The following is a 24859-nucleotide window of genomic DNA, read 5'->3' as shown; positions in this document are numbered from 1 at the left end:
AAGCCGCGCAGTATTATAAAATATACTTGCCGTCTACCAGGAAATTCTTGTCATCTGCATAACATACGGCGAAATTGAATCCTTTCTGGATACAATAGCCGCCATATTCACCGCGCTTGTTGATGGCAATGAATCCAACCTGTATCTCTTTGGCTTTGGCTCCTTTGATCTTAATGATGCGTTCTACTGCTTTCTTGCAGGCGTTTTCGGGAGACAATCCCTGGCGCATCAATTCAACTACGAGGTGGGTGCCGCAAATACGTATCACGTCTTCACCCTGGCCGGTGGCCGTGGCGGCCCCCACTTCGTTATCAACATACAATCCTGCACCAATGATGGGAGAGTCGCCCAGGCGGCCTCTCATTTTAAAAGCCATACCACTGGTGGTACAACTGCCGCTGAGGTTGCCTTCTGCGTCCATGGCCACCATACCAATGGTATCGTGGTTCCAGTCGCCATTTTCCAAACGCGTGGGTACTGCTGCAGTTGATTTTTTTGAATTCTCAATGTTGATGACGGGTTTGTATTCGCTTTTCTTCAACCAGTTCTCGTAAGATTTTTTAGCATCATCGGAGAGTTTGTCCGGCTCTAACGGAAAGCCTTCGGCAACAGCGAACTGCTGCGCGCCTTCACCTACCAGCATTACATGTGGTGTTTTTTCCATTACACGCCGGGCTACAGAGACAGGATGTTTTATGCGTTCGAGAAAAGCAACGCTGCCGCAGTTGGCATGCTCATCCATGATACATGCATCGAGGGTTACATGTCCGTCGCGGTCGGGGTTGGCACCCAACCCTACGCAGCAATTCAAAGAGGATTCCGTTACCATTACCCCTTGTTCTACGGCATCGAGTGCACGGCCTCCATTGCGCAATATTTTCCAGGCGGCTTTATTCGCTTCGATACCTGCATCCCAGGTAGAGATCACGATAGGCTTGCGTGAAGCGGCAGGCATACGGAAAGATGAAAATGAAAAAGCAGAGAGTCCGAGTGACCCCAATTGCAAAAAACGTCTTCTATGTAACATGATAGGGGGATATTAGTGATGCACTTTTAATTTTTGGATCATGCTGTCGCTGATGGGGTCTGTATAAACGCCATAAGCGCTTACCAGCACACCTTTCATTGTAGCGTCTTTCGATTCGATGAGATAAAGAATACTGGAATCATCTGGATTGGTAAAACCTTCAAACCGGTAAAACTCAACAATTTCAAATTGAGAAGGATTGAGGCTGTTGCCTGTGTTTTTGCATTTCAACGCATCGAATTCCAGGTTGAAGTCGGTAGTGTATCCTCTTTTTTTAGCATCATTCAATGCTTCCACGAGGGTGTCGTAAGCAGGCATGTGCAGATTTTGTGGAAAGGTACGGAATTATCCCTGCGTTTGCAGGTAGGATTTCGATATTACAAAATCACTGAACAACTTTTCTTTCAACAATAGTTGCTGCAGCAAAGTTACCTGGTTGGCGGCGCGATTGAAATTATGGCCTTCGTAGCGGGCGCCGTAATAAACATCGTTGTTCAGGTGATCGACCAGGAAGCGGATGGCCTGCATATAGATCATGTATTTACCTGCAAATACGAAATGATCGATTTCTGTTGTCGTCATTTCATCCTGCATTTCACCCAGGTAGCCGCCGGCGATGGCGTAAAAGAATTCATCACGGATGATGATCTTTTCCCGATCAGTCTCTTCTTCACTGGCAGGCGAAAGGTAGGTGCGCATCATATCGCCCACATCGCTGATGAAATAACCGGGCATCACGGTGTCCAGGTCAATCACGCAAAGCCCTTTGCCTTCTGTATCAAACAATACATTGCTGATCTTGGTATCGTGATGCGTTACACGCAGTTTGAACAATTTTTGTGAAGTATATGTTTCATAAGCTTTCACGATCCCGTGCTGCGACTGGAGGAAATCGATGAGTTCCCGGCTCTGCCTGATCCTTTGCGGATTGCCCTGTTCAATGGCTTGCTCCAGTTGCCTGTAACGTAAAGTGAGGTTATGAAAGTCGCGGATGGTCATGTGCAGGGATGCAGCATCGAAATCTCTCAACAACCTGGTGAACCGTCCGAATTGTTGTGCGGCTTCAAATGCCAGCTGAGGCGTTGAAACAGTATCATAAGTTTGGGAAGCGGGTACAAACGGAAGCAGCCGGTAACAATCGTTTTCATACAGTACATAACCGGTTCCGGTTGTCAAGGTCTTAACCGGTTTTACGAAGAGGTAGCCGGGATGGTGCGCATCAAAATAATCGGCCAGCGCGCTGATATTCTCACTGATGTGTACAGGGTTGCTGAATACCTGCCCGTTGATCTTTTGCAGGATGTATTCCTGCGTGTCATCTACTACTTTCCAGGTACGGTTGATCAGGCCGGTTCCAAAAGGAAGCACCCTGCAATGGGTATCGGCAAGGCCATATTGTGCTAAAACAGTTGCGAGCATAGTTGGGATCAGCTTGATAAAACTGCTGTTTCAAAAATAAAAGGGATTCATGCAAGAAAACTCATTCAAACGTTTGCGTTATTTTCAAGGTTCGATCAATTCCAGGCGACTTTCGAGTTCTGTTTGAAAAAACTGTCCCTTTTGTTTGAGTTCTTCGCCTCGGGTAAGCAGTTGCAGCATGATCTCCATGGCTTTTTCACCTTGTTCGCGCGGGAACTGTTCTACAGATGCCAGCGGTGGGGTATCGAGATAATGGGTGATGGGCAGGTTGGCGCAACTGACAAAAGAAAGATCCTGATTGATCTTTTTATGATGCCTGCGGGCATAACGGATGGCGTCGAGGGCCACATAATCGTTGAACGTGATAATAGCCGTTGGCGGGTTCTTCAATGCCAGCAGTTGTTTCATGGCATCTTCTGTTCCGCCGGTAGAAAGATCGGTGGATACCACCAGTCCCATATCTATCTTGATCTTCTTGGCGTGCAGTGCTGCAGTATATCCTTCCATGCGCTCTTTGGTAGCCAGCAATGAGGATGGCCCGTTGATCAATGCAATGCGTTTGTGACTTTTTTTGATGAGGAACTGCACGGCCTGCGAAATACCCGGACGCAGGTTGCAGCTCACATAGTGCGCAGTCTTCTGGGGAGGAATGCGATCGAAGAATACAACGGGAATATTGTATTTATCCAACTGGTTGAAATGTTCAAAATCTTTGCTGTCCTTCGCCAGGGAAATGATCAATCCGTCTACCCGGTGGTCTTTCATGGTAGCAGTGATCCGTTTTTCCAGTTCGGGCAAGTCGTGCGACTGGCCCATCAGTACATTATAGCTATGTTTCAGAGCGGTTTGTTCGATACCGGTAATGGCCATGGAGAAAAATTCTTCCGACAAATTGGGCAGGATGACGCCAATGGTGAATGTCTTGCCCTGCTTAAAGAAAATAGCGGTTTTGTTTGGCTCGTAATTGAGTTCCTGCGCCAGTTGATGCACCTGTGTACGGGTACGCAGGCCGATACTAGGGTGATCGTGCAGGGCTCGTGAGACCGTAGATACGGAAACATTGAGTCTGCGGGCAATTTCTTTAAGCGTGGCTGGTTTGGTCATGGCAGTGATTTGTGGCGGAGGGGTAAAGTTAACACAATATGAATATTACGACATCTTTCGATTATCTCTTTACAGCCGTTTATCCACCTCCAGCCGATATACATCTTTTACTTTCACCAGGTCGTAATAACGCGGATACCTGGGATTCAATATATAATTGTAAGCAGTAGGCATTACAGCCGAGCGTACTTTGATGCCAATGTATTCATTCGATTCAAGTATCCGGTCGCCCAGTGTCTTCAGTGCAATATTACCGGGCATGCGCCAGCTTTTTGGGAGTCTTTTGTCGGGATAGGCGAGTATCGGAGCAGCGTCACCTATTTCAATCCTGGTAACATACATATCCGGTGGCAGTTCCGTTTCCTGCACATGCACCAGTACTTCCAGCAGGGCAAGCGCTTCGTGCTCACTGGTATATAAAGCAAATACCCCTTCATTGTTCCACCGGCCGCCTTCATAAAAGGCGCCGATGCCGGAAAGATCGGTTGTTCTCTTTTTGCTTTTTACAATGCGGTAAACAAACATAAACAACCACCGGATTAAGTGTAAATGCCTTCTTCTAACCTGCCCAGGATGCGGTTGACGGTTCTGATACCGGTAGGGGTATTCAGGTATTGGAACGGTGTAAAGCCATCCAATGACCTGTTCTTTTTTTGTAACCAGTGGTTGAATTTCTCACGGCTTTCAAAGAGCGATAAACCTCTTGCCACTGTGCTTGCAAGTTCTATGGAAAGGGAAGATGTTAGGGCATCTAACACATCTGTGGTTCTTTTTCTACTCAGTGTTTTATAGGAGACATTTAAAAGAGGCGCCATTTCTTTCATGGGTACGTCCATGACTTCAGCCAGGTTCATGACAGCACGTTTGGGAATGCCCTTATCGGTTGCTTTTACAAAGTCGTTCATTGACAAGGGCGCAGATAATGAACTGCCTCCCAGGATATCCCATGCGATAAGATTAGCTGAACTGCTTTTTTTCACTGCCTGCTCCAGTTGATCGAGTAATTTCCGGGAGCTGCGTTTTTTTGGGGTATGAATGACGCTTGTATCCATAGTGGACATTTTTCCCAAATTTAATGGAATTTTGTCTTTTGGTCAAATTTTTCTCGTTTTCCAATGCCCGCTGTGCATATACCAGAATGAAGGAATTAACAGGGTAGACCAGTAGATCACTTCGCTGGCCCATCCCCAGGTAATGGGAAGGTTGAGCTTCTCAAGCACTATATAGTTATAGATGCAGTACAAAATGATTGCAGCAGTTTCTGTTGCGAGGTTCATTTTAGAATTACCAGTACCGGTAACTGCATTCAACCAGATCACTGAAACAGACATCAGCACTAAAGCAAACGATACAATACGCAATACCGGAATAGCCGCCTGGATAAAATCTTCGCCTTGTCCGTAAATAGACAAACAGGCATGCGGGAACAGGTTTAAGAATACACAAACAATCAGCGCGAATCCCACGCTCCATTTAATTAATTTATGGATTAATTCTATTACCCGGTGGTGTATATCCTGACCAATGATATTACTAACCATGGTATTGGTGGTGGCAGCAAAAGCCCAGGTGAAACATCCAAAGAATCCGAAAATGTTTCGCATGGTGTTGGATACGGCCAGGGCCTGATCGCCATGATGCTCTATCAGGATATAAAAGAATTCCCAACTGGTAATACTAATGGTATGCTGCAATATCAGCGGTGAAGATTGTTTCAGGATCAGTTTTGTATTGGCGGCATCAAATCCCCAACTGCGAAAAAGTTGTAATTGCCGGCTGATTCCTTTTGCATGGATAACGATGAAAATAACAACCAGTCCGGCTATCTCTGCAACAACCGATGCATAAGCCGCTCCGTTGAATCCAAGCGCAGGCAGTCCCATCTTGCCGTAGATCAAACAATAATCCAAAAAAATATTCACTACAGCTTCCGTAGCCGTTCCAAGGATCAGGTACTTACTTTGATTGGTGCCCACCAACAAGGCGTTACGCATCTGGTATACATAGAGAAAGGGTAAGCCAATGATGCGTATATTCAGGAATTGCACCGCCATTTTTACCCCTTCTTCATCATGCAGCGACCAGTGCAGCACCCTGGGAGCCACCAGCCAGGTAAGCAGGATACCAATGGCCGCAAATACCAATGAAATACGTACGCCCTGCCAGAACAGGTTGCCAATGGCGTCTATGCGGTTCTCGCCGGCGCGCCTGGAAATGAGCGCCTGTAAGCCATTGTTGAGCCCATGGCCCACAACAGCAAAAATGAGATAATACACACCCGTGATTCCGGCAAGGGCCAGGGATTTTTGTCCCAGTCCGCCCAGGAAAATATTGTTGGTAATAAAATTGATCTGCGGTACCACTATAGAAGCAGATATCGGCAGGGCAATGCTCAGTATCTGGCGGTTAGTGACCTTAACCTGTAAATTCATATAAAGGCAAAGCTAACTCTTAACTTTTTTATATCATTGCATAGCAATTACACGTACAGATGGCCAGAAAGATCGTTGGTTTTTATTGTGAAGACAGTGTGACAACTGACAAACAGTTGGTGGTAGAAATTGGCCGGCACCAGTTCGCCTGCATGATTAAAAACACAGAGACGGACGAAGTGGAAGCTTTTGAATTGTTCCAGCTTGATGAAACACCGCAGGAGTGGAATGATGTGTTTTATGAGATCAGGCAGTACTCCACCATATTGCAGCAGTTTTGCAGCAGCATCCGCCTGTTTTATAATTTCGAGGAGGCCATGCTCATGCCCGGAGAGCAAAAGAATATTGTAGCGGCCGAGGATCATCTTTCTTTATTGTATGGAGAATCGGAATGGCATGAACTCAAATACGACAAAATAGGTGCAAAAGACCAGTTCCTGAATGCGTACCGCATACAACGAAACATCCATGAACTGGCAGGACGTTATTTTCCCTCACACGAAGTGCATCATGTATATGCTCCGTTGCTGGAAGATGTTTTGTCGGGACACTGGCAGGACAGTAAGTTCATGAAATTGCAATTCTATAGTCATCACCTGGTACTGGTGTTGATCAACGATCAGCAATTGCAACTGGTACAATCATTCGAATACCAGACAGCAGAAGATATATTGTATTACCTGCTGAATACCGCACAGCAATTTGCATTGCCTCCTTCATCGATACCTGTGGAAGTAAGCGGCTTTTTCGATCGTGATGGAGAGCTGCACCAACGGCTTGTACAACTTTTTCAAACGGTGCATCTCGACGAAATGGTGGCTGGTGATATCTTACAGAAAATAGCAGACGCGGGTTATCCATCACATTATTTCACCCCGTTCTTTAAACTGGCCGATTATGAGGATCATATCAGGTAAATGGGGGGGGAGGAGAATCAATCCGCCTGCTAATATGCCGCATACCCGTCCCACTACCGATATTGCCAAGGAAGGCCTCTTCAACATATTGCAGAACCGCATGAATTTTGAAGGAGCCAAAACCCTCGACCTTTTTGGCGGAACAGGCAGCATCAGTTATGAACTGGCTTCACGCGGTGCCGCTGATCTTACCATCATAGAGAAGGACAATGCGATGCATGCTTTCATCCGTAAGAACATAGACACGCTGGGGGTAGACAATTGCCGGGTATTAAAGATGGATGTGTTCTCCTACCTGGATTCAGTGAATGATGGCTTTGATTTTATTTTCGCCGGACCGCCCTATGCACTCGGCACCATTGATGAACTGCCGAAGATCATCGTTGCCAAAAAAATGATCAATGCGGGTGGTTTTTTTGTGCTGGAACATACACCCCGAAATGCCTACGAACGTTTCGAAGGATTCAGCTTCGTACGGAATTATGGAACCACTTTGTTTTCTTTTTTTGTTTGCTCATAATTATGAACCCAATTTTCATTACAGGCATCGGTACCGATGTAGGAAAGACCATTGCAGCGGCTGTGGTAACAGAAGCGCTGGACGCTGATTACTGGAAGCCTGTTCAGGCGGGTTATGCAGCCGGGACAGACATGCTCACCGTTGGCAGCCTGGTCAGTAATCCGCAAACAACGATACACCCCGAAGTGTACAAGCTGTCCACACCAGCCTCCCCGCATATTGCAGCACGCAATGAAGGGCTGACGATTGACCTGGCAACCATTCAATCAGCCGCCATCAACATAGAAAATAGCATTCCCAATAAACCTTTGGTAATAGAAGGAGCAGGCGGTTTATTGGTGCCATTGAATGAACATGAAACGGTGGCAGATATGATCCTGGCGCTGCGCGCAAAAGTGATACTAGTGAGCAGGAACTACCTGGGAAGCATCAACCATTCCCTGATGACGGCGAACTGTTGCAGAACTTACGGCATTCCCGTATTGGGATGGATCTTCAACGATGATTACATGCAGTACGAGCAGGAGATCGTTGACTGGACAGGCTATCCTTCTTTAGGCGCCATACATCGCCTGGAGGAAATTAGCAGTTCAGCCATTCAAGCATTAGCTTTGCAAATGAAGCCCGCATTGATGAAAGCCATCCATCCAACAACATGACCAAACAGGAACTCCGGAAAATATACAAAGCCAAACGCATAGCCGAGGATCCGAAAAAAAGGCTCCGGCTGGATGACCTGATGCTGCTGCAATTCCAGGATTTCGATTACGGAGGCATTCACAGTTTACTTACTTACTGGCCCATGGCCGAAAAAGGGGAACCCAATACGCACCTGTTCAGCAGTTACCTGCGGCACCTGTTACCCGGACTCAGGATCACGTATCCGGTAAGCGATATGCATACGCACCAGATGCAGGCGATGCTCATTGATGAAGACACTGTGTATCGCACCAATGAATGGGGTATTACAGAACCACAAAAGGGAACGATCATAGACCCCTCTGAAATAGACATGGTGCTGGTACCCATGCTCATCTGCGATGCGGAAGGATACCGCGTAGGATATGGTAAGGGCTTTTACGACCGGTATCTGTCGCAATGCAGGAAAGATGTTGTTAAAATGGGATTGTCTTATTTTGAACCGGTAGCGTACATCTCAGACAGAGATCAATTTGATGTACCTTTGTCTTTCTGTATCACACCGCAACACATCTATGAATTTTAACACGATCTTTCTCAAATCATTCCGTGTTTTGCTTTTGCCGGTAGCGCTTGTATATGGTTGCATCGTGTACATACGCAACCGCCTCTTCGATAAAAATTACCTCAAATCTGCCGACTTCAATTTTCCACTGGTATGTGTGGGTAACCTGGCGGTAGGGGGAACCGGTAAATCGCCCATGGTAGAATACCTCGTACGGTTATTGAAACCGCAGTTTAAAGTAGGTACGCTGAGCAGGGGCTATAAAAGAAAGACCAGGGGTTATGCACTGGCCAATGCCAATACCACCGCCCTGGAAATAGGCGATGAGCCCATGCAGTTCCACATCAAATTCCCCGATATACCTGTTGCAGTTGGCGAAGAGCGGCTGGTGGCTATACCGCAATTGTTGCAGGATGCTCCCTGGTTACAAGCCATCATTCTAGATGATGCTTTCCAGCACCGTTCTGTAAAAGCGGGGTTCAATATTTTATTAACGGATTACAGTAACCTGTACACGCATGACTTTTTTCTTCCCACGGGCGACCTGCGCGATGAAAGGTCTTCGGCTAAAAGAGCGCAGGTGATCGTGGTAACCAAATGTCCGGCCGACCTGAGCTTGGAGAAAAAGCAGAAGATCATACGCAGCCTGCATCCTACAGAAAATCAGCGCATATTTTTTACTACCATTGCGTATGGCATCCCTTATCACATCTGCGACAGGAATGATGAATGGCCACTTACACAACAGGATGAGGTATTGCTGGTGTGCGGTATTGCCAATCCCAAACCACTGAAAGATCACCTGCTCGAGCATACACATACCTATTATCAGCAGGATTATTCAGACCATCACATTTTTTCCATTGATGACCTCAACGATATCAAAAAAAAATTCAGGGACATCCACGCGCGGGATAAACTGATCCTCACAACAGAAAAAGACGCCGTGCGTTTGTCAAAATTCACAGAAGACCTGGCCGGCTTGCCCATGTATGTATTGCCCATTGAACCCCGTTTCCTGTTTGAAGAAGGTGAACAATTTAATGCGGCGGTTACTGATTTTATCAGGAACTTTAGTCACCAGCAGATAGTATGAATATGAAGAAGAAATCAAAACAGAAGCAAAGAACAAAGACCGTATCGGTTCAACAGATCAAAGGACGACTGGAAGTAACGAGGTCTGGTATGGGTTATGTGATAGTAGAAAATGGCAGCGGGGATGTATTAGTGCGACCCGGTGACTTTAATACAGCCCTGAATGGAGATGTAGTAAGGGTAAAAGTTGTAAAAGAGAACACCCGCACCGGCAAAAAAGAAGGACGGATACTGGAAGTAGTAGAGCGCAAACAAACAGAGTTCATCGGGCACCTGCAACTCTCTACCAATTATGCTTTTTTTATTCCCGATACCGACAAGCCCATGCCGGATCTCTTCATACCTCTCACAGCAATCAACGGAGCCCAAAACAAAGACAGGGTAGTGGTGCGATTGGTGAAATGGGATAAGGAAGACAAAAAGCCGGTGGGTGAAGTGGTAAGTATCATGCATCCGGAAGATGAGAATGATGCCGCCATGAAAGAATTGCTGGCGCAGGCGGGCTTCCCCTTGTTTTTTCCGGAAGATGTATTGGAAGAATCGGAACGATTGCCCGAACAACTGGCACAGACAGAGATAGCTAAAAGAAAAGATTGTCGCGATGTGCTCACGTTCACCATCGACCCGGTGGATGCCAAGGATTTCGACGATGCCCTGTCGATACGCCAACTCAAAAACGGGAATTATGAAATAGGCGTTCATATTGCCGATGTGAGTCATTATGTACACCCCGATACCGAACTCGATGCGGAAGCATACAAGCGCGCTACTTCCGTTTACCTGCCCGATCGTGTGAATCCGATGTTGCCGGAGCGTATCTCGAATGAATTGTGTTCGTTGCGTCCGCATGAGGACAAATTCACTTTCTCTGCCATTTTTCAGATGACTACAAAAGGAGAAATCAAACAATACTGGCTGGGTAAAACAGTGATCCATTCCGATCATCGCTTTACTTACGAAGACGTGCAGGAGATCATTGAAAATAAAAAAGGGTTGTACCTGGAAGAGATATTATTGCTGAATGATATGGCCCAGCGCCTCCGGAAGAAAAGATTCAGCAAAGGCGCCATCAATTTTTCTTCGCAGGAAGTGCGGTTCAAGCTCGATGAAAAAGGCAAGCCAATTGGTATTGTGGTGAAAGAAAGCAAGGAAGCGCACCAGTTGATAGAAGAGTTCATGCTCCTGGCCAACAGAACGGTGGCGGAAAATGTTTCCAAGCTGGAAGTGAACAAAAAGCCTATTCCTTTCCCTTACCGTGTGCACGACCAGCCCGATGAAGAGAAGCTGCGGCCCTTTATGGACTTCGCAAGAAAATACGGACATAAGTTCAATATCAGTTCACCCGAAACCATTGCCAAAAGCTTCAATGAAATGCTGCACGATGTACAGGGCAAGCCCGAACAACATGTGCTGGAACAATTGGGTATCCGTACCATGGCCAAAGCGGTGTACACCACCGAAAACATCGGTCACTATGGACTGGCCTTTGAACACTACTGTCATTTTACTTCACCCATACGCCGTTACCCCGATGTGTTGGTGCACCGCGTGCTGGAATCCGTGTTGCAACAGAAGCCCATCATCGATAAAAAAATGGAAGAGAAATGCAAGCACAGCAGCGAGCGTGAAAGAGCGGCCATGGAATGCGAGCGCGCCGGCAACAAATACAAACAGGTAGAATACATGCGCAATTACCTGGGCGAAACATTCGAGGGTGTGGTGAGTGGTGTTGCCGGTTTTGGTTTCTGGGTAGAAACGATCGAACATAAATGCGAAGGCCTTGTAAGCCTGGTGAGTCTTTCAGACTACGATGATTTCCGGCTGGTAGAAAGTGATTACAGCCTGGTAGGCAGAAGGAGCGGCCGCCAGTTCCGGATGGGTGATAAAGTGTGGATCAAAGTGATCGCTGCTAATTTAGAAAAGCGACAGTTGGATTATGAGTGGGTGATCGATGGCGGCGATGAAAAACTCAAAATTAAGAAGTCAAAAGTCAAGAAGAAGCACTGAAACTGATTCCCCGCTTGGCCAGTTCTGTCAGTACCGGCTGGTAAATAGCAGGAGCGATGGGAATATGCAATCCTCTCTCTGGTATCTTACCTTCCAGCAACAAAATGGTTGCCATACCCAGGGGTAATCCTACAGTTTTAGCCATGGCGGTATGTAAGCTGTTCTCACCTTTTACTACCAGGGAACTTTTAATAGAATGGGTTTTGCCTTTCAGTTCATACTCAATTTCATGTAACATCACGATCATGTCTTTGTCCCGCGGTTGCAATGCCAGCTTTTTTTCCAGTAAATATTGCATGATATCGGCAGCCGTACAATTGCCGCGATCCAGCGTTTCATCGGAATCGAAGCCGAGGAAACGGAATTGTTCCTGCACCACCGGGTCGTTCAACGTTGCTATGGAAAAATTAAGCTGGTGATGTTGCAAGTGTTGTTGCAGGAATGTTTTAATTGTTATACGATCGGTTGGGTACACAATGGTTTCATCTGTCAGTTTCAATCGCACGATCCAATTCCATCCGTTACAAAAATCGGGGTAGCGTAAAGTAGTGCGCAGAAATGTATCCACATTGTTTAATCCATACGTATCAATATAACCCAGCGAATCGCGGTTCGGGTACCAGGCTAATTTACCCAGACCATCTATGTTAACTTCTTCGCAGTTGCTGAACATGTTGGGGTAAGTCCGTTCTTTGGTGGCACCTCCTTCACGCCATATCGCGCCGGCTTTGCCCGACAATACAACATTGCGCGGGTTCCAACTGATCTTATAATGCCAGGGATTGTTGTCACTCTCTGGCGCTACCAGTCCGCCGCAATGTGATTTGAAACTTCTGATAAAACCACCGGCATTACTGATCTCGTGGACCAGTTGCATGGCGCTCATGTGATCGATGCCGGGATCGAGTCCCATTTCACATAGAAACAATAATCCTTTATTGCGGATATCCTCTTCAAATGTTTTCAACTCCGGATCGATATAAGACGCAGTGAGCAAGTGTTTGCCCAATACAAGACAATCCTTTGCCACCAGCAAGTGCAGGGCAGGAGGCAGCATAGAGATCACTGCATCGGCCTCACTGATCAGTTCATGGCGCCGTGTAAGATCTAGGATATCAAGCTGAACAGCCCGGGCATTCGCGTGCATGCCTACTTTGCCGGAAGCCAATGCAAGGTCATGATCGGCTACGGTAAGTTGCCAATTCCGATCCGATACCTGTTCTTTCAGGTAATCGATGAGCACGGTGGCCGATTTCCCGGCGCCTAATAACAGGATATGCCTGGCTGGATTCATATCACCAAATATATTTACAAATGGCTGTAACAAAACAGGCATTGGATCGTATGGGCAAAAAACACCGTTATGAAAAAACGTTTTCTGCTCATTGCCTTATGGGGATTGGTCCTGTCGGTTGCCTATAGCCAAAAAACAGTAAAAGATGCCAATGCCGTTAGCCGGCAGGTAAGTGGTTTTCATGCCATTGAAATATCCGGGGGTATAGACCTTTACCTGAGCCAGGGCAATACCGAGGCCGTGGCGGTTAGTGCCGAGAACAACGAAGACCGCGACAGGATCGTTACCGAAGTAGAAAACGGGGTGCTGAAAATATATTACGAAAAGAAAGGCCCTGGTATCAACTGGAGAGGCGGCAGGAAAATGAAAGCCTATGTATCGGCCAAAACAATCAATGCGCTATCGGCCTCCGGCGGATCGGATGTACAGGTTGATGGCACGCTGAATGGTTCCACAATGCATGTATCACTTTCTGGCGGCGCCGATTTCAAAGGGAGGGTAGCCATGAACGAACTGGCTTTTTCAGCCAGTGGAGGCAGCGGTGTATCGGTTTCCGGTAAGGCGGGAAAACTGAACCTGAATGCCTCCGGGGGCAGCAATGTGCATGCGTATGACCTCACCAGCGATTACTGTACCGTGAACTCCAGCGGGGGCAGTGATGTATATGTTACGGTGAACAAAGAAATCAAAGCCGAAGCCAGCGGCGGCAGCGATGTGTACTACAAAGGGAGCGCTGCTGTAACCAGTTCAAAAAGCGGTGGATCGGACGTAAAAAAAGTGGGCTGAAAGGGCCAAAAAAGGTATCTTCGCCGTTCTTGAAATTGCTAAAATCAAGTACGAGAACGAATTCATGGAAGAAAACCATTTACCCGAACAGACGAACGACAACGATCGTATCATACAGGTCAATATAGAGGAGCAAATGAAGACCGCTTACATCGATTATTCGATGTCGGTCATAGTAGGAAGGGCCCTTCCCGATGTGCGGGATGGCTTCAAACCCGTTCATCGCCGCGTGCTCTACGCCATGAATGAGCTGGGCAACCACAGCAATAAGCCCTATAAAAAATCAGCCCGTATTGTGGGGGAAGTAATGGGTAAATACCATCCGCACGGAGATGCTTCCATTTACGATACGTTGGTGCGTATGGCGCAGGACTGGACCATGCGTTATACCCTGGTAGACGGCCAGGGTAACTTCGGTAACCAGGACGGGGACATGCCTGCTGCCATGCGTTATACCGAAGCGAGGCTGCAGCGTGTGGCCGAAGCCATGCTCGATGATATCGAAAAAGAGACTGTAGATTTTCAACTCAACTTCGACGACTCGCTCTCAGAGCCCAGCGTATTACCTACCCGTATACCGCAATTGCTGGTAAACGGTTCATCGGGTATTGCCGTGGGTATGGCCACTAATATGATGCCCCATAACCTGGGTGAAGTGGTGGATGGTTGCATTGCATATATCGACAACAAGGCGATAGCAGTAGAAGAACTGTTGAATTATGTAAAAGCTCCTGACTTTCCTACGGGCGGCGTGATCTATGGCATGGAAGGCGTGCGCGAGGGCCTTATCACCGGAAGGGGACGAGTGGTGTTGCGGGGTAAATGCCATGTAGATACCAAGGCCAGCGGGCGGGAACAGATCGTGATTACACAGGTACCGTATCTCGTCAACCGGGACAAGCTGACCGACAGGATCGGACAGCTCGTGAACGATAAAACCATCGAAGGCATAGCGCATGTGAACAACGAAAGCAACATGCGCGAAGGAACCCGTATTGTGCTTGACCTCAAGCGCGATGCCGTGGCACAGGTCATCATCAACCAATTGTATAAATACACCGAACTGCAAACCAGTTTCGGTATCAATAATGTGGCCATCAGCAAAGGAAGGCCGCGGGTGATGAACCTGAAAGACCTCATTGCCGAATTCATCGAATTCAGGATGGACGTAGTGATACGCCGCACCCGTTATGAATTGCGCAAAGCCGAAGAGCGTGCGCATATTTTACAGGGATACCTCATTGCACTCGATCACCTCGATGAAGTGATTCAGCTGATACGCAGTTCATCTACGCCTGAAGCGGCCAAAGAAAACCTGGTCAATGCAGGATGGGGATTGGATGAAATACAGGCCAAAGCCATACTGGAACTGAGGCTGCAAAGGCTTACCGGCATGGAGCGCGACAAGATCCGCGAAGAGTTCGATCAGTTGATGATACAGATCGGCAAGCTAAAAGAACTGCTGGCCAATGAAGGATTGCGTTATGATCTTATCAAGACAGAACTGCAGGAAGTAAAAGACAAATTCGCCGACGAAAGAAAAACAGAAATACAATACCTCGCTGATGAAATGCGGATTGAAGACCTCATTGAAGAAGAAGATGTGGTCATTACTATTTCGCACTTAGGTTATATCAAACGCACTTCAGCCAGCGAATACCGCCAGCAGCGCCGCGGAGGCAGGGGAGCGGTAGGTTCCAAAACCCGCGAAGAAGATTATGTAGAACATTTGTTTGTAGCATCTACCCATGATACCATGATGTTCTTCACCGAAAAAGGACGTTGTTACTGGCTGCGTGTGTATGAAATACCGGAAGGAGATAAGCAGAGCAAGGGCAGGGCAATACAGAACCTGATACAGATACCGAACGACGATAAGGTAAAAGCCATCATCGACGTGAAGAACCTGGATGACAAAGCATTTGTAGAGAGCCATTATATTGTGCTGTGTACCAAGAAAGGCGTGATCAAGAAAACTTCACTCGAAGATTTCAGCCGTCCGCGCGCTACCGGCGTTAATGCCATTACCATTGTGGAGGGCGATGAACTGCTGGAAGCAAAAATGACCAACGGACATTCAGAGATCATGCTGGCCGTGAAGAGTGGAAGGGCCATCCGTTTCCCTGAAGAAAAAGTAAGGGCAACCGGACGCGGCGCTATTGGTGTGGCAGGTATAGAAGTGGATGATGAGAAAGACGAAGTGATTGGTATGATCTGCATCAATAAAGAAGATACTACCCGCACTATATTGGTGGTAAGCGAGAAAGGTTTTGGTAAGCGTACACAGGTAGATGAATACCGCATCACCAACAGGGGAGGAAAAGGAGTGAAGACCATCAATGTTACCGATAAAACAGGCAGCCTGGTAGGTATACTTTACGTAACAGAAAAAGAAGACCTGATCATCACTTGCAAATCGGGCATTACCATCCGTACCGGTATCGTAGATATCCGGGAAGCGGGACGTGCCACACAAGGTGTTAAACTGATCCGCATAGATGAAGGCGATGAAATTGCAGCGATATCTCAAATAGAAGACCAGGAGGAAGAAGTAGAAACACCTGATAATGAGTCGGCAGGCAATGCTGACGATGAAAATGCTGAAAATCAGGCACAGCCTTTGTAATTAAGAGAAATAAAAAATACAACAAAGCAACACCATGAAAAAACTATTGTTTGTTTCCCTGTTGGCGGCCTCTGTTCAGCTTGCCACTGCGCAGGACCTCAAGAAAGTAGAGAACAATATGGTACTGAACAGGGTTGAAGACGCCAAAACGGAAATCGATAAAGTGCTGGCCGACCCCAAAAATGCTACCAAACCGGAAGTCCTTTATTGGAAAGCCAAAATTTATGCAGCTCTTTACAAAGATGCCAAGCTGAGCGAAAAGTTCCCCAGTATCGACCAGGATGTGAAAGACGCCATGCAGAAATATATGGCAGCAGATCCTTCATTTGCAGTAACGAAAAGCAAAGGCGCTGATTTTTTCTTTGACGTATATGGTGCTTCATTTCAGAAAGGAGTGAAACTGTTCAATGAAAAAAAGTGGAATGATGCTGCCAATTATTTCGAAACAGCCATCACTTATATTGATGAGATCATCAAAAACAAATGGACCAACAGCAGCATCGCTTTCGACACTACTTCGCTGTTGTATGCCGGTTATTCTTTGCAGAACGCCAATAAGCTCGAAGGCGCAGCCAAGTATTATGGCAAACTGGCTGATAACAAAGTAAAAGGAGAAGGATATGTAGAAGTGTACCGCTTCCTGGTGGTGTACTATACTAATACCAATAACAAAGCCCAGTTCGATAAATACCTGGCGCTGGCTAAGGAAGTATATCCTAAAGACATGCCCTGGGATGAATTTGAAATGGACTTCATTGACAAGAACTACGACCTGGCAAAGAAAACAGCCATGTACGATAAAGACGATGCTGCCGGTACCATGACTGAAAAGCAATACCTGCAGTTTGGCGATCTTTTCGTGAATGTGAAGAACAAAGAGAAGGGACATCTCGACAGTGCACAGATGGCCGCTTATACATTGAAAGCAGCAGATGCCTTCAAGAAAGCATTTGCCGAGAACCCCAGCCAGTCACTGGCAGCCTTCAACGTAGGAATTATTTACTATACCATTTTTGGTGAGTACGACGACCAATACAGCGCCAACATCAGGGCCATGCGCCAGTTGAACAGCAATAAGCCTGTTGAAAAAGATCCCAAGAAAAAAGCTGCTGCCGAAGCTGCTTTGAAACAGCAGATGGACCCGCTGAAAAAAGCGAATGCCGACCTGGAAAAACCATTGTTCGATAACATCGACGCTTCAATAGAATGGTTAACTAAATCATATAACATTCTGAAAGACAAGCAAGACAAAAGTGCTGTAGAAAAGAGTGTGATCAACAAATCGGTAGATTTCCTGGCCAATTTGTATGGTTACAAGCGTGATAAAGTAAGAGGAAAAGATGCGAAAGCTTATGATACTTATGATGCCAAGTACAAAGAGTTTGATGCATTGCATGGAAAATTCTAATCACCGTTCATAATTGATTGAAATAAAGCCTTCTCTGCGGAGAGGGCTTTATTTTTTCTTCTTTTTATAACTGAGTTTTACCTGGGCAATGCCTTTGGAAGTCATGTCGATCTTTTCGGCGGCTTTCGCGCTCAGGTCAATGATCCGTCCCTTAATGTATGGACCACGGTCGTTGATGCGCACTTTAACGCTTTCGCCGTTTGAGAGATTGGTAACTTTTACCACGGTGCCAAAAGGAAGTGTTTTATGAGCGGCCGTCAATCTATAGGTGTTGAATATTTCACCATTGGCTGTTTTCCTTCCATTGAATCCATCGTTCACACCGTAATAAGAAGCCATACCGGTTTCGGTAATTCTCCTGGAGCAGCCAGTGATAACCAGCAGCAGGGGGATGGCTAATCTGATAAAGGACTTTGTTACTTGCATATCCTTATTAACGCGAAAATCGTGCTATTATTTACTTAACATAATATTAATTATAAGATAAAATAAATAATGCAATTTACTTGCGTAGCCAAGTGACTACATTTATATTTGTAGTCAAATAGCTACACAATGAACATGCGAAGAGACGTTTTCCAGGCCATAGCGGATCCAACCAGGAGAGCAATATTATTGTTGGTTGCTGCACAGTCTATGACAGCTGGTGCCATCGCAGCGAATTTTGATACGGCCAGGCCTACGGTTTCAAAACACTTACAAATACTTACCGAGTGCGAATTGCTGGCACAAGAGCAAAACGGCCGGGAAATCCATTACCACATCAATGCAACAAAAATGAAAGCAATAGCCGACTTCATAGAACCTTTCCGCCAAATGTGGGACGACCGGTTTAATAAACTGGAATCCATCATGAAAAACTACCAAACAAAAAAATAGCCAATATGGAACGCAAGACAAAGATCAACGCCGAAGACGGCAAACAAGAATTAACGATTATCCGGGAATTCGATTTGCCACTGGAGTTATTGTTTAAAGCATACGAGGATGCCAGTATTGTTGAACAATGGATGGGAACCCAAGTGCTGAAATTAGAAAACAAGAAACACGGCGGTTACCAGTTTGAAACAACCGATCCTAAAGGAAATGTAGTGTTCCGGGCCAACGGTGTTATCCATGCGTTTATTCCGAATCAGAAGATCATCCGCACATTTGAAATGGAAAATACTCCCTTCGATGTGCAACTGGAATGCCTGGAATTTGAACGGCTTACAGACAATACCAGCAAACTCAATATGCATGTTGTCTACAGATCAATTGCGCTGAGAGATCAAATGCTGCAACTCCCCTTTGCCCAAGGCATCAATATGGCGCATAACCGTTTGCAAGAAATTGTCAGCAAATTAAAATAATATAGCCCAAGACGAATAACGGTGTGACTAACAAATCCTCGCTCTGACTATTGTATCTTGGTATTATAATAGAAAAATCACTTCCATCAACCAATAAGACTATGAGTAACAATAAAAAGAAGTTATCACCTGCACAAAGTGAAGAACTACTCAAAACAATAAGAACCCGTTTCGAGAAAAACAAGAACCGCCATAAAGGGATTGAATGGGATCATGTACAGGCAAGGTTGAAGGCGCATCCGGATAAGCTCTGGTCGCTCAATGAAATGGAAAGAACCGGTGGTGAACCCGATGTTGTTGGATATGATAAAAAAACAGGTGAATATATCTTTTATGATTGCTCCGCAGAAAGCCCTAAAGACCGCAGAAGCTTTTGTTACGACCGCGAAGCACTGGAAGAAAGAAAAGAAAATAAACCAGAGAACAATGCGATGGATGTGGCAGCTGCCATGGGTATTGAACTCTTAACTGTAGAGCAATACCATGAGCTGCAACAATTGGGAAAATTTGATCTGAAAACATCTAGCTGGGTGCAAACCCCTCCTGCCATCAGGAAACTCGGCGGGGCTGTTTTTTGCGATCGTCGCTACGATCATGTCTTCCTGTATCACAACGGCGCTATTTCCTACTACGCTGCCAGGGGCTTTCGAGGATCTTTAAGGGTTTAATTTTTATTTCAATTGATACCGAAGCACGGTAATGCCACATTCATAAGGTATAGCGCTCACCAATAAAAGCTCCTGCCGCATATTGGCCAGATCAAATATGCGCATCCCTTTATTGATCATCACCGGGTTGATGAAAAAATTAAATTCATCGATATGCCTGCCTTGTATCAAAGCAGAAACAAACCCTGCGCCACCATATACAACAATGTCTTTCCCCTCCTGCTTTTTCAGCTTGGTAATTTCGTCGGACAGGTTGCCCTTGGCCAGTGAAGTGTTTTTGCCGATGGGTTTATCGAGGGTTTTGGTAAAGATGACTTTGGGGGTATTGACCATTTTCAATGCAAAAGAATATTCCGGGCTGTTGGGTTGTACGGCTTCCCAATAATTCACGAAGCCTTCCGTCATTTTACGGCCCAACAAAATGGTATCTGAACTGTCTGTGAGTTCGGTAATGAAATTGATGAGCTTGCTATCCAGGTTCCATGTCATCCAGTCCAGCTCGCCATTAGGACCAGCTACATAACCATCAACAGACATCTGTACTTGTAATTTCAATTTCCGCATGGTAAAATGCTATTTTATAATGATGGGAAAATTGCATTGCTCCGCTAAAGTAATGCTTACACTCACAAACAAACAGTGTTTTCCTGTTAAAACTTATAACGGAAACTCAGCGTGGGAATGACCGGAATAAAAGAAACCTGTTTAACAACAGCCTGGTGCGTTGAGGGGTCAATGGCGCGATAGGCAAAGAACACGTTGTTCTGGGCATACACATTGTAAACTGAAAGCGTCCATTCCGCTTCCCTGCTGCCCGTCCTGGTTTCTTTAACGAGTTTGTAGCTCAGCGATAAATCGAGCCTGTCATAAGGCGCCAGCCGGTAATTATTTACTTCGAGGGTTTGTGTGGGCACTCCCCCACCGCCACTTCCGTTGTCGTCGTCATATAATGGGTTGCCTCCAGTGGAGCCTGGTGGGTTGGTAGTCAGTGTTTGAATGGTGAAGGCCCTGCCGCTGGCGGCAAAAAAATTGGCAGCCGCCCGCCAGTGTTTGTTGAAAGTGTAGGCACCTGTAAGATAAAAGCTGTGCCTCCGGTCATATGCAAAAGGAAACTCCCGGCCCAAGTTCAGCGAGTCGAACTGCTGGTAAGCATACGCTAATGAATAGCCCAACCATCCGGTCAATCGCCCCTTTCTTTTCTTCAGGAAAAATTCCGCTCCATAGCTGCGGCCCTTTCCAAAAATCAGGTTGTCATCAAGGTTCACATCCACTGCAGGTGTAGTGCCTCCTTTGAATAACAACTGATTCTCCATCGTTTTGTAATAAACTTCAACACTGGCCTGAAAACTATTGTTACTGAAGTTGTTAAAGAGACCAAGCGAATACTGTTGTGCTGACTGCGGTTTTACCATACTATTACTGCCGATCCATATTTCTGCTGGGAAAGAAGAATTATAGCTCTGTACCAGGTGAATGTACTGGTGCATCTGTGTATACGACAGTTTGATACTGGTGGCAGGACTTATCAGGTAGCGCAAGGATACGCGCGGCTCTATGTCTGTATATCGAATACTATCGGAATAGAAGACCGGCGCCCGTACGCCCAGGTAGAGGTTCAACCGGTTATTGAACCGTATCTCATCGCTCAGGTAAGCGGCTACACGTGCCGTAAGGTGTTCAGGAATTTCATCGGGCTTGATGTTGTTGATATTACCCGAAGGAGGAATTTTATTCGAGAATGTTGCCGGAAATAATTGTTGCCGCAAAAAATTAATCCCTCCTTTGATGCGATGCGCCTGGCTGGGATAGTAATAAAAATCAACCTTCGCATTGATATCCCTGATGCCCGAATACAATTGGGCGAAATAATCATCCTGCAAAGCGGAAAGCAATTGGTAATAGTTGTTGTACATCACCGATGTATTGGCAAACAACCGCTTGCTGAACAAATGGTTCCAGCGGAATGCAAACACTTCATTGCCAAACTTATTGCCATAAGTGATGGAAGTGGTATCATCCGGCTGATCCTGGAAAGTATTCCTGTCCTGCCCCTTATAATAACTCAGCAATATCCTGTCACGCTCAGAAAACTGCCAGTTCACTTTGGCGTTCACGTCGTAAAAAGCATAATTGCTGTAATAATTACTTTTTACATCAAAAGCCTGTAAGAGATAATCCAGCATGCTTCTCCGGGCTGATACAAGAAAAGATGCTTTTTTCTTTTTGAGTGGACCATACAATGTCAGTCCCGATACAATGCTGCCCGCCTGCACCACTCCGCCAAAATGCTCATTACTGCCGTCGTTCATGGCAATATCGAGTACCGAACTCACATGATCTCCATAGGAAGCAGGGAAGCCGCCTTTGAGTAAAGAAGCTCTTTTAATGACCGCCCCGTTAAAAATACTCACCAATTCAAACAAGTGACTGGGATTATACAAAGTAGCTTCATCGAGTTGAATTAAATTTTGTCCGGCATTCCCTCCCCTTACAAAAAATCCCGGCGTGCCTTCCATGCCTGCATGCACACCCGGCTGCATCTCCACTGAACTGATCACATCACCTGTTCCGCTCACAGACGGCGCGTTCGTAAGCATATCGGTAGAAATATCTACCAGACCTAACTGGTTCAGCCGCAGGTTTTCACTGCTCTTGTCATCTGTCACTACTACATGCGACAACACAGAATCCTGCCGCGCCATCAACCCAATGTTCATGGCCGTATTGCGTGTAGCATTCAGCTTCCGGTCTTCTGTACGGTAGCCCACATAAGATACCTGCATTTCCAAATTGGCATTCCTGGGAACAGTCAGCGCATAGAATCCATAGTTGTTGGATACGGTACCTGTTTTTTGTTCCGGAAGGTACACGCCCGCCCCAATTAAAAGCTCGCCGGTGCCGGCATCTTTTACATAACCGTTGACCACTATTTTATCGGCTGCATTATTGTTCTGCAATACGATCTGGTTGCCAATGATATTATAGGTGATGTCTGTGCCCTGCAACAATATTTTCAATAAAGCAGTCAGGGATATGGGCCCTGATGTATAACTCACCCGTTTCTTCAGTTCCGGCAGATCGGTATTATATGCAAACCGGTAACCTGTTTGCTTTTCAATCAGGCTGAATACCTGTTCAATGGGCTGATTATTGATATTGAGTTGGATGGTAGCGGTAGTGATGACCGACTGCGCATAAAGCGTCTTTCCTGTAAACATAATACAAGAACAACACAGCATACATGCAGTGATAAAAAATCGGGGCATTCTATTTGTTTTCTTTGTCCTTCAGTACAATAATGCCGTTTTTATCGGTATAGTCAAGGTTAAGTGATGTGCAAATGACCTGCAATGCTTTATCGAACGACAGCCCCTGTAAATTAGCTTTCAATTTCCTTTCTCCGATAGCACTGCTGCCCAATTCTATTTTCTTCCCGTACACTTTATCTATTTGTTTCACAACATCTGTCAGGACTGTATGATCGAAATACAACAGGTTTTCACGGTTGGTAACGCCATGGTCAGACGACGGCGCCCATTCTGTAAAATTTCTCTTCACCACATCATAAGCCAGGCTCATGCCGGCCGATAATTCCCTCGTCTCCTGATTATCATTCCCAAAGAATGCTACTTTACCACTGATGACCGCCAGCTTGATCGTATCGGGTGAACGCCGGATATTGAAACTGGTACCGATATCCTTCACACTCGATTCGTTCATGTTTACCAGGAAAGGTAAATTCGCATTGTGTGTTACTTTAAAAAAGGCCTCTCCTTTTATTAGTTGCACCGCCCTGTCGCGCTGGTTATAACGGCCCCCCACCCTCACTTCAGTATAAGGCTGCATGGTAATACTCGATCCGTCTGGCAAAGTTATCTCTCTTTGTATAGTAGCAGTAGTGTAAACCTGCCCGTTTCTGTCCGGCAAGAGGTACCAGACAATACCTGCGGCCATGACGAGTAAAACGGCTGCTATTGCTGTCCAGTTCCGTATGAAATGATCTTTTCCTGAACACATGGTAACTACAGGCGCTGTTTTCTTCTCCTGTAATTGTTGCATCAGCGCCCCCCAGGCAGTTGCTTCATCGGCAGCCTGGTAAGCAGGAAAATCTGCCAGGCGCATGGTCCAGAGCTCCCTGGCCCGCTGATAGGTTTCCCGGTTGGCAGTACTTTCAGCAAGCCATTGTTGCAGCCTGGTGTCTTCTTCAGCAGGCAAATCCTGCTGCAAAGAATCGGCGATCAGGTCCCAGGGGATAGTATGTTCAGATAAAGGATCCATTTTCATTCAGTATGACAATCAAAAACTGCCAGGGTCCTGGTCAATCCCTGAAAAAAAATAATTTCAGCAAGGCAATACCAATAACCAGCAGCTCTCCTGTCACTTTCTGTAATTGTTTTAAAGCGTATGTAATATGATTTTTTACTGTTTTGATGGAAATACCCAGTTGGTCGGCAATTTCCTGTTGTTTCAACTGCTCAAAACGACTCAGGCAAAACACCCGCCTGCACTGGTCAGGTAACTGATCGATGGCTTTGTACAGGGCCGCCTTGAGCTCGTTTTCCTCCATCTGCCGCAACTCATATGTGGCATCATGTTGCAAGGAATACTGCAAGGATCGTATTTGCGCCAGATCCCTTTTCTGTTTCTGCAACTGGTTGAGGCTCCGGTTGATCACAGCCCGGTAGATATAAGATACCAGCGATTTTTCAATGGTGATCTCAGCGCTGTCTTCCCACAATTTCATGAACACATCATTTACCACTTCCTGCGAAATATCTGCGTCTTTTAAATATTGAAAAGCCATCAAAAAAAAGCGCTTGTAGGCCGACCGGTAAAATTCCTCAAATGCCCTGATGTCCTTTTGCTGTATGCGTATCCAGATAGCTGATTCTTCAGGGGTCATGCAGATAAATAAAAGTTAATGGATTAAAGATAATTATTTTTTGATTAGGACCATACGGCCTGTTTGATTGTCTTTTTACTGACAATCATTCAATGGA

The 24859-nt window shown here is 46.0% G+C and carries 25 protein-coding genes; 12 read left to right on the top strand and 13 right to left on the bottom strand.

What is annotated here, in order from left to right; all coding sequences use genetic code 11:
- Positions 1-13: 13 nt before the first annotated feature.
- The 7 genes from SEDOR53_RS0113210 to SEDOR53_RS0113180 form a co-directional block, all read right to left on the bottom strand.
- Complete coding sequence (locus SEDOR53_RS0113210) at positions 14-1027, bottom strand: isoaspartyl peptidase/L-asparaginase family protein (RefSeq protein ID WP_026770155.1); 1014 nt, start codon at positions 1025-1027, stop codon at positions 14-16.
- A gap of 12 nt (positions 1028-1039) precedes the next feature.
- Positions 1040-1345 carry a hypothetical protein gene (locus tag SEDOR53_RS0113205; RefSeq protein ID WP_026770154.1) on the bottom strand — a complete coding sequence of 102 codons (306 nt, stop codon included), beginning with the start codon at positions 1343-1345 and terminating at the stop codon, positions 1040-1042.
- Positions 1346-1372: 27 nt separating this feature from the next.
- A complete protein-coding gene (locus SEDOR53_RS17985; RefSeq protein ID WP_051416645.1) occupies positions 1373-2446 on the bottom strand; it encodes a phosphotransferase enzyme family protein in 1074 nt (357 codons plus the stop codon).
- Positions 2447-2530: 84 nt separating this feature from the next.
- A complete protein-coding gene (locus SEDOR53_RS0113195; RefSeq protein ID WP_026770153.1) occupies positions 2531-3550 on the bottom strand; it encodes a LacI family DNA-binding transcriptional regulator in 1020 nt (339 codons plus the stop codon).
- A gap of 69 nt (positions 3551-3619) precedes the next feature.
- The gene (locus tag SEDOR53_RS17980) at positions 3620-4075 is read right to left on the bottom strand and encodes an RES family NAD+ phosphorylase (protein WP_037361286.1); all 456 of its coding nucleotides are present in this window, start codon (positions 4073-4075) and stop codon (positions 3620-3622) included.
- Between the two features lie 14 nt (positions 4076-4089).
- Complete coding sequence (locus tag SEDOR53_RS0113185; protein WP_026770152.1) at positions 4090-4602, bottom strand: antitoxin Xre/MbcA/ParS toxin-binding domain-containing protein; 513 nt, start codon at positions 4600-4602, stop codon at positions 4090-4092.
- A 42-nt stretch (positions 4603-4644) separates the two neighbouring features.
- Positions 4645-5982, bottom strand: a complete 1338-nt coding sequence (locus tag SEDOR53_RS0113180) for an MATE family efflux transporter (RefSeq protein ID WP_026770151.1) — start codon at positions 5980-5982, stop codon at positions 4645-4647.
- 59 nt (positions 5983-6041) lie between these two features.
- Between SEDOR53_RS0113180 and SEDOR53_RS0113175 the strand changes: the two genes are divergently transcribed.
- The 6 genes from SEDOR53_RS0113175 to rnr are packed head-to-tail and all read left to right on the top strand — an operon-like array spanning position 6042 to position 11725.
- Positions 6042-6899, top strand: coding sequence for a DUF3822 family protein (locus tag SEDOR53_RS0113175; RefSeq protein ID WP_026770150.1), 858 nt, complete (start codon positions 6042-6044; stop codon positions 6897-6899).
- The gene (locus SEDOR53_RS0113170) at positions 6880-7419 is read left to right on the top strand and encodes an RsmD family RNA methyltransferase (RefSeq protein ID WP_026770149.1); all 540 of its coding nucleotides are present in this window, start codon (positions 6880-6882) and stop codon (positions 7417-7419) included. The genes SEDOR53_RS0113175 and SEDOR53_RS0113170 overlap by 20 nt, the downstream gene beginning before the upstream one ends.
- Positions 7420-7421: 2 nt before the next feature.
- Positions 7422-8078, top strand: a complete 657-nt coding sequence (bioD, locus tag SEDOR53_RS0113165) for a dethiobiotin synthase (RefSeq protein ID WP_026770148.1) — start codon at positions 7422-7424, stop codon at positions 8076-8078.
- Positions 8075-8644 (top strand): 5-formyltetrahydrofolate cyclo-ligase, encoded by a 570-nt coding sequence (locus SEDOR53_RS0113160; protein WP_026770147.1) that lies wholly within the window; start codon positions 8075-8077, stop codon positions 8642-8644. The genes bioD and SEDOR53_RS0113160 overlap by 4 nt, the downstream gene beginning before the upstream one ends.
- Positions 8634-9719 (top strand): tetraacyldisaccharide 4'-kinase, encoded by a 1086-nt coding sequence (lpxK, locus tag SEDOR53_RS0113155; protein ID WP_026770146.1) that lies wholly within the window; start codon positions 8634-8636, stop codon positions 9717-9719. Before SEDOR53_RS0113160 ends, lpxK begins: the two co-directional genes overlap by 11 nt.
- 2 nt (positions 9720-9721) lie before the next feature.
- Complete coding sequence (gene rnr / locus SEDOR53_RS0113150) at positions 9722-11725, top strand: ribonuclease R (protein ID WP_026770145.1); 2004 nt, start codon at positions 9722-9724, stop codon at positions 11723-11725.
- On the opposite strand, the gene SEDOR53_RS0113145 is transcribed toward rnr, so the two are convergent.
- Positions 11709-13019 carry a saccharopine dehydrogenase family protein gene (locus SEDOR53_RS0113145; RefSeq protein WP_026770144.1) on the bottom strand — a complete coding sequence of 437 codons (1311 nt, stop codon included), beginning with the start codon at positions 13017-13019 and terminating at the stop codon, positions 11709-11711. The two genes, rnr and SEDOR53_RS0113145, sit on opposite strands and share 17 nt — an antisense overlap.
- Positions 13020-13088: 69 nt before the next feature.
- Here SEDOR53_RS0113145 and SEDOR53_RS0113140 point away from each other — a divergent pair, with 69 nt between their 5' ends.
- From SEDOR53_RS0113140 to SEDOR53_RS0113130, 3 genes are all read left to right on the top strand, one after another.
- On the top strand, positions 13089-13805 hold the full coding sequence (locus tag SEDOR53_RS0113140; RefSeq protein WP_026770143.1) for a head GIN domain-containing protein: 717 nt from the start codon (positions 13089-13091) through the stop codon (positions 13803-13805).
- Positions 13806-13869: 64 nt separating this feature from the next.
- Positions 13870-16431, top strand: a complete 2562-nt coding sequence (gene gyrA / locus SEDOR53_RS0113135; protein ID WP_026770142.1) for a DNA gyrase subunit A — start codon at positions 13870-13872, stop codon at positions 16429-16431.
- 34 nt (positions 16432-16465) lie between these two features.
- The gene (locus SEDOR53_RS0113130) at positions 16466-17839 is read left to right on the top strand and encodes a hypothetical protein (protein WP_026770141.1); all 1374 of its coding nucleotides are present in this window, start codon (positions 16466-16468) and stop codon (positions 17837-17839) included.
- Positions 17840-17887: 48 nt separating this feature from the next.
- On the opposite strand, the gene SEDOR53_RS0113125 is transcribed toward SEDOR53_RS0113130, so the two are convergent.
- Positions 17888-18265 (bottom strand): septal ring lytic transglycosylase RlpA family protein, encoded by a 378-nt coding sequence (locus SEDOR53_RS0113125; protein ID WP_026770140.1) that lies wholly within the window; start codon positions 18263-18265, stop codon positions 17888-17890.
- A 129-nt stretch (positions 18266-18394) separates the two neighbouring features.
- Here SEDOR53_RS0113125 and SEDOR53_RS0113120 point away from each other — a divergent pair, with 129 nt between their 5' ends.
- From SEDOR53_RS0113120 to SEDOR53_RS0113110, 3 genes are all read left to right on the top strand, one after another.
- Positions 18395-18718: a helix-turn-helix transcriptional regulator gene (locus tag SEDOR53_RS0113120; RefSeq protein ID WP_026770139.1), complete on the top strand. Its 324-nt coding sequence runs from the start codon at positions 18395-18397 to the stop codon at positions 18716-18718.
- 5 nt (positions 18719-18723) lie between these two features.
- A complete protein-coding gene (locus tag SEDOR53_RS0113115) occupies positions 18724-19191 on the top strand; it encodes an SRPBCC domain-containing protein (protein WP_026770138.1) in 468 nt (155 codons plus the stop codon).
- A gap of 101 nt (positions 19192-19292) precedes the next feature.
- Positions 19293-19859, top strand: coding sequence for a DUF4256 domain-containing protein (locus SEDOR53_RS0113110; RefSeq protein WP_026770137.1), 567 nt, complete (start codon positions 19293-19295; stop codon positions 19857-19859).
- A gap of 3 nt (positions 19860-19862) precedes the next feature.
- Here SEDOR53_RS0113110 and SEDOR53_RS0113105 read toward each other — a convergent pair whose 3' ends face one another.
- The 4 genes from SEDOR53_RS0113105 to SEDOR53_RS0113090 all read right to left on the bottom strand — a co-directional run bounded on the left by SEDOR53_RS0113105 (position 19863) and on the right by SEDOR53_RS0113090 (position 24762).
- Complete coding sequence (locus SEDOR53_RS0113105; protein WP_026770136.1) at positions 19863-20423, bottom strand: dihydrofolate reductase family protein; 561 nt, start codon at positions 20421-20423, stop codon at positions 19863-19865.
- An 86-nt stretch (positions 20424-20509) separates the two neighbouring features.
- The gene (locus tag SEDOR53_RS0113100) at positions 20510-23077 is read right to left on the bottom strand and encodes a TonB-dependent receptor domain-containing protein (RefSeq protein WP_026770135.1); all 2568 of its coding nucleotides are present in this window, start codon (positions 23075-23077) and stop codon (positions 20510-20512) included.
- A 49-nt stretch (positions 23078-23126) separates the two neighbouring features.
- Positions 23127-24137 carry a FecR family protein gene (locus tag SEDOR53_RS0113095; protein WP_037361278.1) on the bottom strand — a complete coding sequence of 337 codons (1011 nt, stop codon included), beginning with the start codon at positions 24135-24137 and terminating at the stop codon, positions 23127-23129.
- 40 nt (positions 24138-24177) lie between these two features.
- A complete protein-coding gene (locus SEDOR53_RS0113090) occupies positions 24178-24762 on the bottom strand; it encodes an RNA polymerase sigma-70 factor (protein ID WP_026770133.1) in 585 nt (194 codons plus the stop codon).
- Positions 24763-24859: the final 97 nt, after the last annotated feature.

The organism is Asinibacterium sp. OR53 (assembly GCF_000515315.1).
Classification (GTDB): Bacteria; Bacteroidota; Bacteroidia; order Chitinophagales; family Chitinophagaceae; genus Sediminibacterium.
Note: the sequence above shows the minus strand (reverse complement) of the source record. Positions and strands in the feature narration are given on the sequence as shown.

What these genes read in the sequence shown, in the direction of transcription:
- SEDOR53_RS0113210 (WP_026770155.1), bottom strand. Translation starts at nt 1,027, where the DNA reads ATGTTACATAGAAGACGTTTTTTGCAATTGGGGTCACTCGGACTCTCT.
- SEDOR53_RS0113205 (WP_026770154.1), bottom strand. Translation starts at nt 1,345, where the DNA reads ATGCCTGCTTACGACACCCTCGTGGAAGCATTGAATGATGCTAAAAAA.
- SEDOR53_RS17985 (WP_051416645.1), bottom strand. Translation starts at nt 2,446, where the DNA reads ATGCTCGCAACTGTTTTAGCACAATATGGCCTTGCCGATACCCATTGC.
- SEDOR53_RS0113195 (WP_026770153.1), bottom strand. Translation starts at nt 3,550, where the DNA reads ATGACCAAACCAGCCACGCTTAAAGAAATTGCCCGCAGACTCAATGTT.
- SEDOR53_RS17980 (WP_037361286.1), bottom strand. Translation starts at nt 4,075, where the DNA reads ATGTTTGTTTACCGCATTGTAAAAAGCAAAAAGAGAACAACCGATCTT.
- SEDOR53_RS0113185 (WP_026770152.1), bottom strand. Translation starts at nt 4,602, where the DNA reads ATGGATACAAGCGTCATTCATACCCCAAAAAAACGCAGCTCCCGGAAA.
- SEDOR53_RS0113180 (WP_026770151.1), bottom strand. Translation starts at nt 5,982, where the DNA reads ATGAATTTACAGGTTAAGGTCACTAACCGCCAGATACTGAGCATTGCC.
- SEDOR53_RS0113175 (WP_026770150.1), top strand. Translation starts at nt 6,042, where the DNA reads ATGGCCAGAAAGATCGTTGGTTTTTATTGTGAAGACAGTGTGACAACT.
- SEDOR53_RS0113170 (WP_026770149.1), top strand. Translation starts at nt 6,880, where the DNA reads ATGAGGATCATATCAGGTAAATGGGGGGGGAGGAGAATCAATCCGCCT.
- bioD (WP_026770148.1), top strand. Translation starts at nt 7,422, where the DNA reads ATGAACCCAATTTTCATTACAGGCATCGGTACCGATGTAGGAAAGACC.
- SEDOR53_RS0113160 (WP_026770147.1), top strand. Translation starts at nt 8,075, where the DNA reads ATGACCAAACAGGAACTCCGGAAAATATACAAAGCCAAACGCATAGCC.
- lpxK (WP_026770146.1), top strand. Translation starts at nt 8,634, where the DNA reads ATGAATTTTAACACGATCTTTCTCAAATCATTCCGTGTTTTGCTTTTG.
- rnr (WP_026770145.1), top strand. Translation starts at nt 9,722, where the DNA reads ATGAAGAAGAAATCAAAACAGAAGCAAAGAACAAAGACCGTATCGGTT.
- SEDOR53_RS0113145 (WP_026770144.1), bottom strand. Translation starts at nt 13,019, where the DNA reads ATGAATCCAGCCAGGCATATCCTGTTATTAGGCGCCGGGAAATCGGCC.
- SEDOR53_RS0113140 (WP_026770143.1), top strand. Translation starts at nt 13,089, where the DNA reads ATGAAAAAACGTTTTCTGCTCATTGCCTTATGGGGATTGGTCCTGTCG.
- gyrA (WP_026770142.1), top strand. Translation starts at nt 13,870, where the DNA reads ATGGAAGAAAACCATTTACCCGAACAGACGAACGACAACGATCGTATC.
- SEDOR53_RS0113130 (WP_026770141.1), top strand. Translation starts at nt 16,466, where the DNA reads ATGAAAAAACTATTGTTTGTTTCCCTGTTGGCGGCCTCTGTTCAGCTT.
- SEDOR53_RS0113125 (WP_026770140.1), bottom strand. Translation starts at nt 18,265, where the DNA reads ATGCAAGTAACAAAGTCCTTTATCAGATTAGCCATCCCCCTGCTGCTG.
- SEDOR53_RS0113120 (WP_026770139.1), top strand. Translation starts at nt 18,395, where the DNA reads ATGAACATGCGAAGAGACGTTTTCCAGGCCATAGCGGATCCAACCAGG.
- SEDOR53_RS0113115 (WP_026770138.1), top strand. Translation starts at nt 18,724, where the DNA reads ATGGAACGCAAGACAAAGATCAACGCCGAAGACGGCAAACAAGAATTA.
- SEDOR53_RS0113110 (WP_026770137.1), top strand. Translation starts at nt 19,293, where the DNA reads ATGAGTAACAATAAAAAGAAGTTATCACCTGCACAAAGTGAAGAACTA.
- SEDOR53_RS0113105 (WP_026770136.1), bottom strand. Translation starts at nt 20,423, where the DNA reads ATGCGGAAATTGAAATTACAAGTACAGATGTCTGTTGATGGTTATGTA.
- SEDOR53_RS0113100 (WP_026770135.1), bottom strand. Translation starts at nt 23,077, where the DNA reads ATGTTTACAGGAAAGACGCTTTATGCGCAGTCGGTCATCACTACCGCT.
- SEDOR53_RS0113095 (WP_037361278.1), bottom strand. Translation starts at nt 24,137, where the DNA reads ATGGATCCTTTATCTGAACATACTATCCCCTGGGACCTGATCGCCGAT.
- SEDOR53_RS0113090 (WP_026770133.1), bottom strand. Translation starts at nt 24,762, where the DNA reads ATGACCCCTGAAGAATCAGCTATCTGGATACGCATACAGCAAAAGGAC.